The organism is Priestia sp. 40 (assembly GCF_049368575.1).
GTDB lineage: Bacteria > Bacillota > Bacilli > Bacillales > Bacillaceae_H > Priestia > Priestia zanthoxyli.
On record NZ_JBMPZA010000021.1, the window covers coordinates 1 to 8,896 of the forward strand.

The 8,896-nt window shown below is 39.9% G+C and carries 6 protein-coding genes and 1 pseudogene; 1 reads left to right on the top strand and 6 read right to left on the bottom strand.

What is annotated here, in order from left to right; all coding sequences use genetic code 11:
* Positions 1-248: 248 nt before the first annotated feature.
* The 4 genes from ACO1DI_RS22435 to ACO1DI_RS22450 all read right to left on the bottom strand — a co-directional run bounded on the left by ACO1DI_RS22435 (position 249) and on the right by ACO1DI_RS22450 (position 3,841).
* Entirely contained in the window at positions 249-605 is a 357-nt protein-coding gene (locus tag ACO1DI_RS22435; protein ID WP_423145632.1) for an Imm3 family immunity protein, read from the bottom strand.
* Positions 606-620: 15 nt separating this feature from the next.
* A complete protein-coding gene (locus tag ACO1DI_RS22440) occupies positions 621-3,008 on the bottom strand; it encodes a T7SS effector LXG polymorphic toxin (RefSeq protein WP_423145633.1) in 2,388 nt (795 codons plus the stop codon).
* Positions 3,009-3,208: 200 nt separating this feature from the next.
* Positions 3,209-3,481 (bottom strand): DUF5344 family protein, encoded by a 273-nt coding sequence (locus ACO1DI_RS22445; RefSeq protein WP_045292218.1) that lies wholly within the window; start codon positions 3,479-3,481, stop codon positions 3,209-3,211.
* Between the two features lie 6 nt (positions 3,482-3,487).
* Positions 3,488-3,841, bottom strand: a complete 354-nt coding sequence (locus ACO1DI_RS22450; RefSeq protein WP_252123356.1) for a YwqH-like family protein — start codon at positions 3,839-3,841, stop codon at positions 3,488-3,490.
* 336 nt (positions 3,842-4,177) lie between these two features.
* Here ACO1DI_RS22450 and ACO1DI_RS22455 point away from each other — a divergent pair, with 336 nt between their 5' ends.
* Positions 4,178-6,310: a GDYXXLXY domain-containing protein gene (locus tag ACO1DI_RS22455; RefSeq protein ID WP_423145634.1), complete on the top strand. Its 2,133-nt coding sequence runs from the start codon at positions 4,178-4,180 to the stop codon at positions 6,308-6,310.
* A gap of 221 nt (positions 6,311-6,531) precedes the next feature.
* Here the strand turns inward: ACO1DI_RS22455 and abc-f are convergent, their stop codons facing one another.
* Together abc-f and ACO1DI_RS22465 are read right to left on the bottom strand one after the other, a co-directional pair.
* Positions 6,532-8,160 carry a ribosomal protection-like ABC-F family protein gene (gene abc-f / locus ACO1DI_RS22460; protein WP_423145635.1) on the bottom strand — a complete coding sequence of 543 codons (1,629 nt, stop codon included), beginning with the start codon at positions 8,158-8,160 and terminating at the stop codon, positions 6,532-6,534.
* Between the two features lie 371 nt (positions 8,161-8,531).
* Positions 8,532-8,762: pseudogene (locus ACO1DI_RS22465) on the bottom strand (alpha-glucosidase/alpha-galactosidase); the annotation flags it as partial.
* Positions 8,763-8,896 lie beyond the last annotated feature (134 nt).

Here is an 8,896-nt window from a genome sequence, read left to right on the forward strand (position 1 = left end):
CACCGCCCAGTATAATGTCATCTCGCCTAAGCTCGTATTTTGTTTTCTATTCTATCATTGCACATTGTACTTCATGATGGTACTACTTTCATGGGCTCTGAATTTCAGCATATCATCATTCGTGTTGTCCAAAGCATAAAATATCACATAGAAAGCACCTGGTTCCCTAAAAGGAAATCAAGTGCTTTTTAGTTAATTACATCATTAATTTATAATTTAAAAATATTCTTGTTCAATTTCGCAAATAACTACTCGGAATAAGGGTTATAATCTATCTCAACCTTACTAAGACCATCTAGTACTTTCTCTATCCTATTAGTCAAGTCTACTATTTCTTCATGTGTTAGTTCATTTGTAACATCTAAATCTTTAAACACACTTAATCTCTTTGTTATCCCTTCAGCATATCCAATAAAGACCTTATTTTTGGATAACAATATTTCACCTACAGCAGCATCAACAATAAAGTCTTCTACCTTTCCAAGATTTATATATTCATTAATAGTTCTTGCTATTGCATATTCATGTCCCCTATTTAATTTTAAATAATCATCATAGTCTTCGTTAATCGCCTCAAATATTTCATTATATTCCCAGTCTTCCATGATGTCACTCCTCTTTTATGGTTTAAGTCTTTCACCGTTATTGTGAATAACTTCCAATTTAATATTCTTATATTTATCAGCAAATTCAGCTATTACTTTGCTACAACTATCACACGTATCTAGTTCTGTGAATAACTTAATTTCACCAGTAGCATTTACATCATTACCCAGCTTTAAAGCAATTTCATTCAAAATCTTATACTCAGTGTCAGAATCTCGCATATAAGGTTTTCCATCCTTACCAGGTGCTAGAGATGCCTCAAAAATTGGCTCATTTGGTTTTAATGAAATTTCAGGAACTTTTTCTTCTAAATTCCCTTTAAATTCATCTATTTTACTTGAAGCATAAAACTCCTTTTTGTTTAAACTATTAACATCCACCTCTGCAAGGGCAAAATTACCAGCTTTTTTATATTTACTTGATAAATTCCCTCTTAGCTCTTTCACTCTATCAATTATATGTGCTTCCGCAACTGAATCTATTTGTCTGGTTGGATACATTTTTCCCGTACCCTTAGCAACAGCTTCCTGATCATAAACCCCTTCAACATTCGCTTTACTATCAGGCTTTTCCACTTTCTCCAACGCTTTCGACTGGCCTTTTGAAATATTCCCCATCTTATACGTCGTTAACCCATGTAACGCTTCACCAAAGGTCTGTCGAGGTAACGCCTCTCCTATCCCTACCAGTTGAGGTTGAGGACGTAAAGTCGGTATCTCCGCATCTAGTAAAGGTTGAAGCTGCTTCTGAACAGGTTCATACACCTTCTTCGACCAATTGCTTGCTGCTTTTGGGCTGACGACATTTCGCATATCGCTTAATGTTTTGGTTGCTTTATGTGCAGGTACACGCGGAACGTTTGTTACTTTTGGAACGGATTTTACGGCTCCTGCGGGTTTCGCTCCTCCAATGACGCTCGCAAACAGAAACATGCTGTTTTCCCAGTGCTCTTTTGAAAGAGGTTTGTCCGGATTAAGTGCCTGCTGCCCTACATCTAAGAGTCCCATCGTTGCGTGATTGACAAAGTCATACGGTGAATCAAACGATTTTTCCCCTCGTTCATTCAACCCCTCTTTGAAGGAAAGAGCTCCATCAAATCCGCCCATCGTTATATAGTTTCCAAAGTCATACAAGGAGTTGTACCGTTTATCTGCTCTCTCCCCCATACCGGCCCAAACGTCTTGTGCTATTCCTTTAGTACCCGTAACTGTGCCTTTTGCTAAGGTGACAGCACCTTCTCCTACGTCCTTGACTACAGCTTTTATACCGGTTTCTTCTTTTTTAGCCGCAGGGTTCTCGCAGATTTCTGTAAAGTCAAAGGATTCAGCAGTTTTTTCAGGTGTCACATCTCTAACCTGACCCTGACTCATCACCGACTGCATAAGCATTCCCTCAACGCCCGTAGCGTTTTGAAGAATCTGTTGAGACGCTAGCATGCCCACAGTTGAAGAATCGTTGAGCGCCTGCAGGTATGGGCTTTTTTCAAGTTCCACTGCTTGCTCTGCAGGTGACAGTTCCGCTAGTTTTTTCATGTTAGCAGGTGCTGTATCCTGCTGAATTTGCGTTAGCACTTCTCTTATGTAAGGCGTCGTTTTTTCAAGGTTGTGAATTTCTTTTAACTGCTCAGCAGGCGTCATTGCCTGAAGTTGAATCAGCTTTTCAAGGCCTACTTCCTTTATCACTTTCTCTTGTTTTTCTTTTCTTGTCAAGGTTGTTTGAATGCCTTTTTCAAAAACCGAGACGCCTCCTGAATCGGTCATCACTTTTTTCGCCAACGCGCTCAGCTCACTTACATTGCTCGGCTGAATGGAACCATTTTGAAACCCAGCTTTCACTTTAGAAAGCAGCGAGTTTAAAGACGTCAGCTGATCTTGAATGGCTGAAAGGCTTTGCGTTTGCTGTTCGTCAAAACGGACTAAATCGTTCATCGTTTTGTCCGCTTTGTTTTTTGCTTGTTCTACTTCTGTTAAGAAACCTTGATCGTTAAGCGCTGAAACAGAAGCAAGGTGACTGACTTTTTGAATCGCTGCATTTGCTTGATCGACAAGCGAAACGGTTGTATTTCTTGTTTGATTTAAATGCGCGGGAATAGTGTCTTGTAGAAACGGCTGCGTGATGTAGCCGTCTTCACTCGGTTCGAATGAGCGAAGCGCATGTGTGATTTGAGTTAGTCGAGTTTCATAGGAAGTAAGTAATGAATGATACAGCGTTAAAAAAGAAGCATGTCCCGTTTCGTAAAAAGACCGAATCGCTTCTCCTCCTTTTCCTTTAAACGCATCATCTAAGCTTGAAAATGACTGAACCTGTGAAATCAGGCCCTGAATTTGTTCTTTTTGACTTTTAATAGAGTCTAAGATAGCTTGAATATTTTCGTGAAAAGCATCGACATCAAGTGTTTTCAATAACCTGTAACCTCCTAACTGTATCGATGTAGAAAAACAACAAACGGTTAACGAACAATCGCCCGTCATTTTTCTAAACCTAAGCGGACGCTCCTCTTTACAAGGCTTGCATCATCCGCTAGATAAAACCTTTTTATTTGAATGCCAAATCTATGCTGGTTGAAAGGTTGTTTTTGATAGCTTTATATAAAATATGAACATTATTTAGCTGCGTTTGCAGCTTTTTCATCTGCTTCTTTTATGGACTGCACGGATTTTTTGGTGGCGTTCAAATCATCGAGGAGCGTTTGCTTGTAGTCCACAATTAACGTTTGAAGCTGCTGGTTCAGCTGGTTTAATTCATCGAGCACCGCTAGATCTTGTCCGCTTCCTACGTGAAACGGAAAAAGCGGCTGAAACTGCTGCGCAGCAGCGCTTAGGTCACTAAGCGTTCTATTAATTTCACCATCTATTACTTTAATTTCGTCTGCCATATTGCATCACACCTTATCTTTTGCTTCGTCTTCTTGCATTTTAATGGCGCGTTCCATCCCTTGTATATCCGATTGAAGCACCGTAATTTTTGCATCAATTGTCGTAAGGGCATCCGTCAGCTGACGGGTCAGCAAATCATCGTATTCATCTAACATAGCCGTACGAATGTCTTCAAACCCAACAGCAAGGCTGCCTGACCAAGTGGCGGAAGTGAGCTCTGGTTCTTTTACCTTTTCCTTTGCACGTTCAAGCTCGCCTTTGACTTCCGTTAACGTGTTTTTACTAGCGGTAAGCTGCTGGATATCTTCATGTGCCTGCTTCACTTGGGTATACAGATGAGCAACAAACATCTCATTCATATGATGACACTTCCTTTATATCTATCTCTTGGTTTCTCTAACAGTAATTCCCTTTTATAGCTTATCAAATAAAGAAAGAGAGCACATCGGCATGTTTTCTTATATTTTTTGGGAATAATGTAGGTTTTTAGTTCAATACCCACTCTTCAGGATAAAATAACCAAAACTATCTTACCATTGGCAATTTATCAAGATTTTCGGACTACTTTGCTTGTTATTTCCGCGCCACTAAAAGGCCTTTTTACACAATTTTTTTGTTAAAACGCATTCATCCTTTCTATTTCCAAATATTTAAACATGCGCTAGTATATACATAATATAAAGAGGAGGTTGAGTATGAGAGAAAAGCTCGTAAGACTCGGTTATTTACTGGGGTTGGCTCTTGTTTTGTCCGGCATTTTATATTTCTTTGCATCGAACTGGCAAGGCTTTGACCGCTACATTAAAATTGCGCTGAGCGTGGGGCTGATGCTGCTGTTTTACGGAAGTGCGTTTGTAGTGCGAAAGCTGCTTCCTCAGCAGGCGTTTTTAAGTCACTGGACTCTTTTGGCCGGCGCTCTTTCATTTGGATTAAGCATCGCGCTTCTTTCTCAAATTTACAACACGCACGCTGAATCGTACTGGCTGTTTTTAATTTGGCTTGTGCCGGTTATTTTGTTTAGCCTTTTTACAAAGTATCAGCCGTTTTACGTGTTATCGTTTGTTTTATTTCAATTCACCATGGCTTTTTTCATTTCACCAACTGGCGCAGTTTCACAGCGAGGCGAACACGAGACGCTTTTACTTTACGCAGGAATGGCGTTTGTGAACTTGATTATTTTTTGGATCATAAAAAAGAAACGGCGCTCGTCTCCTGTGATCATGTATGCAGCGTTTTGTTTGTTTCACTACATTTTTTTAACTGTTTCCCTGCCGGATTTCACAGGGAGCTCTAGCTTACGGATTGGTCTTATTATTTTTTATTTGCTGTTTTTACTAAGCTCCTTTTTTTATTTTTCAAAAGTGAAGCCGCAAAGGTCGTTTTTAGGGATTTCCATCGTAGCATTTGCTTTATTTGTTATTGAACAGTTTTTCTCTTTTATTTTTAAACACTACGCTGAATGGTCACTGTTCTTAGCTTTAGCATTTGTGATTTTATTTATTGGTGCAAGCGTATGGTTTGTCAAATGGCTCACTGCTAACACGGCAGCACAAAAAACCTCGCTCCGCGTAATCAAACGAATAGCTGTGATTGGGATTACGGCCATTGCATCGGTCATCGGCAGCAGCTCTTTAGGAGGACTTGTCACACTTATTACAGGAACGTACCCAACAAACGGAATGCTTGTGATTGGCGTTTTGCTGATTGTGGCATGTTATTTGATTAAAGCAGATATTCCAACCGTGAAATATACGCTTTTAATGATGGGCGTATTAATTAGCGGCGGCGCTTCTTTTTTTGTGAACGACATTCTGTTTTTTATCTACATCATCGCACTTGTAGCGCTTTTAGTATTCACAAAGCATACGCCCGTTCGCCTGTTGCTTTTTGTGCTAGTGCAAGGGCTTCTGTTAATAAAGGTTCCAACTGCTTACTATGACACTATCAAAATAGATTATGTGCTGCTCGCTTTGTTTCTATTAAATGCCGCTGTGTACGCGATAAACGTACACCACGCGTTTAAAAAAGCAGCGCTGCTTCTTGCTTTTATCTTTTTACTATCGCTGACTGAATTAAGCGAACCGTCTTTTTTAAATATCATTTACTGCACGGTGTTTTTTGTGATTTCGACCGTCTTTTTATTTGTGACGGTACGAAAAGAGCCAAAATATGATTTTATTGTTGGCATGATCTTCTGGTTTGTTTTTTTAGCGATGAAATATTACGACTTTGTGTGGGATTTATTTAATAAATCACTTGTGCTCGTTATTTTAGGCCTGATCTTTCTTTTCCTAAGCAGGAGATGGGACCTGTCAACGCCTGATCAGCCGCAGCCGTCGTTTCTTGACCGCAGCCGAACCGCTGTATGGATCATCATTCTTGTTCAGCTTATTATGCTGGGCGGCATTTTCACTAAAAACGAAGTGCTTCTTCAAAACGGAAAAGAAATTAAGCTCGCTTTACAGCCGATCGATCCGCGCTCGCTGCTGCAAGGCGATTACGTTGAGCTGAATTACGACATTGCGCACGTTACCTTACCTCATGTAAAAGACGGTGAAAAAGTGAAGCTCGTTCTTCGCCCTGACAAACAAGGCGTGTATGAATACGCAAAAATCTACCAAGCGGATGATGACTGGAATAAGCCGTATACTTCTAAAGAAAAAGACGTTGTCATTACGGGCAGCTATCACGACTGGGGAATTCAGTACGGAATTGAGCATTACTTTATTCCAGAAGGAACCGGCAGCAAAGTGGAAAGCGAAGCTCGTTTTGCTACTGTACGAGTTGGAAAAAATGGAGATGCAATCGTTACAAAAGTAGGCAAATAAAAAAGCAGCCGCTTCAACATTGAAGCGGCTGCTTTTTGTTTTAATTGATAAATACGCTGATGATCATCGTTAGAATAAGAATCACAAAGAAAATAATGATTCCATAGCCAATCCATTTTATTCTTTTGGGCGTTCCTTTTACATTCATATCCGTTATTTTTCCTTCAATACGCTTTTGATGTTCAGTAACATCATTGTATTCATTGTTAGGTGAAGTGATATTACCCTTCCTTTCTATTTAATCGTTTTCTTTCTTCTAAAAGCTCTTCATATCTTTTTTCAAGCTGCTGCTTGTCTTTTCCTTCCGGCGTGATAGAAAGCTCACTAATCACTTTTGTTAATTCTAGTTGAAGCGCAAGTTTCTCGGCTTCATTTTGCTGCTGTGACGCTTTTTTGCTTTTATCCGTGTCTTCAATCGCCGCAAGATCCGCTTTGGACTGTTTTAACGTCAAAACATGCGTCGCAAGCTTTTTAACAAAATAGCGGTCGTGCGTCACAAATAAAATCGTCCCTGGATAAGCTTTTAACACTTCTTGAAGCGCTTCTTTTGTATGAAGATCAAGATAGTTGGTGGGTTCATCTAAAAGAAGAACGTTATAGTTTCCTAAAAAGACTTTTGCTAATGCCGTTTTGACTCGTTCTCCTCCGCTTAGCATCTCTACTTTTTTATACACGTCTTCACGTTTAAAAAGTAAGCGCGATAGTACCGTACGAATAAACTGCTCGGTGTACGGGCTGTCTTCTTTAATGTTTTCTAAAATGCTTTTAGCGGGATCTAGATTTTCAAGACGCTGATGGAAAAAGCCGAGTTTTACAGGCTTCGCAACCGTGATGCCTTCTGCTCGCTGCTCAATCATATTCAGCAGCGTAGATTTTCCGGCACCGTTTTTGCCGACAATCGCTACTTTCGCTCCTGGCTTCACACCGCCTTTTAGATTTTGAAACAACATATGATTACCAGCTAATGCTGATACTTTGTCAAAGCTCAGTACCTGCTTGCTGTGCACTTGGTGAAACTGCGATAGGTCAAAATGAATTTCTTCCATTTCTTTTGGCTTTTCTTTTTTCTCCAGCTTTTCAATTCTTGTTTCAATCGCTTTTGCGCTTCTATCTAGCTTGGCTTTTTGTTTTCCGACCGCTCGCTTATGAAGTCTCGCTTCAGAATTGCCCATGCGGCTCGGCGCTTTTTTAAGCGACTTTGATTTTTGGCTTTTTTCTTCAGACGCCAGTTCAAGCCGCTGCTTTTCTTGTACATACTGTTCATATTCAAACTGCTGTCTTTCAACCGCACGTTTTTTTTGCGTCACATATTCTTGATAATTGCCTTCATAACAGTTAATTTTGCCGTCTTCTACTTCCCATATGGACGTACAAAGGCGGTTTAATAATTCTCGGTCATGTGAAATCAGCAGCAGACTGCCTGTAAAAGACTTCATTTCTTCTTCAAATTTTTCTACGCCTTTTACATCTAAGTGGCTCGTTGGCTCATCGGCTGCAAGCAGTTCCGCGCCGGATGAAAGAGCAGCTGCAATTTTCTTTCTTGTTTCTTCTCCTCCGCTAAGAAAGTCCGCTTCAGTTGGCACACTCCACTGACTTTTCATCTCAGGAGAAACGTCTCCTGTAGGTTGAATATCAAGCTGTGGAATCAGTGAGGAACGGCCATATGTTTGCACAATCCCTTGATCTGGACTCATTTTTTTCATTAAAATATGAAGCAACGTCGATTTGCCTTCTCCGTTTTTCCCAACAATTCCAATTCGCTCTCCGCGATGTACTTGAAGTTTCTCTGCTTGAAACAGCAGGCGGTCTCCATAGCTTTTTTCAATATTTATAGCTTCTAACAATAACATAAAAAAACCTCCCTAGGATTTCTAGAGAGGATTAGAGGTCATAATTAGGCATACGCAAATATGCACCCTTTTTATAGAGTAAAAAAAGGGAGAAATCACTTCATATAAGACATATAGAAATGGCACCTAAAAATGTACAGACTAACCCTATCTAGACAAATGTTCATTTAAAATAAAGTTTTAAAAGAATGTCTAAAAAAATAGGATTACTTATCCATTGTCTACGGTACCTTTCCTTTCTTAGTATAAAATGACTTGCTTCTTACAGTGTATGATGAACATTTTTAAATGTCAATATCCATTTGGATGATATTCCCTTCTTTTCCTAAGTACAAAAGATCCTCAGCTGATCTCAGCCGAGGATTCTTTTCTTACACGTATTGGTTCACTTTCCCTGTAAAATCAGGCAGCCACTCGCCGTGTGCTTCAATTAAATCATCGCACATACGAATGATGTCATCCATGGATAATTCCGCATTTGTATGAGGATCTAGCATCGCTGCTTGATAGATGTGCTCTCTTTTTCTAGTAACAGCTGCTTCAATTGTTAATAATTGCGTATTAATATTCGTACGATTTAACGCCGCAAGCTGCTCTGGTAATGTCTACATAAGTCGGCTGAAGCGGCGCACGAAAAACGCGAAAGCGTTTCACGATAAATGCGAAAACGCAGTCCCTCAGCTTCGTAAGTAGGGTTAATATCGGCTGCACAACCAACGAGTAGATGACATAACAC

Coding starts and splice junctions, on each gene's coding strand:
- ACO1DI_RS22455 (WP_423145634.1), top strand. CDS start 4,178: ATGAGAGAAAAGCTCGTAAGACTCGGTTATTTACTGGGGTTGGCTCTT.
- abc-f (WP_423145635.1), bottom strand. CDS start 8,160: ATGTTATTGTTAGAAGCTATAAATATTGAAAAAAGCTATGGAGACCGC.
- ACO1DI_RS22435 (WP_423145632.1), bottom strand. CDS start 605: ATGGAAGACTGGGAATATAATGAAATATTTGAGGCGATTAACGAAGAC.
- ACO1DI_RS22450 (WP_252123356.1), bottom strand. CDS start 3,841: ATGAATGAGATGTTTGTTGCTCATCTGTATACCCAAGTGAAGCAGGCA.
- ACO1DI_RS22445 (WP_045292218.1), bottom strand. CDS start 3,481: ATGGCAGACGAAATTAAAGTAATAGATGGTGAAATTAATAGAACGCTT.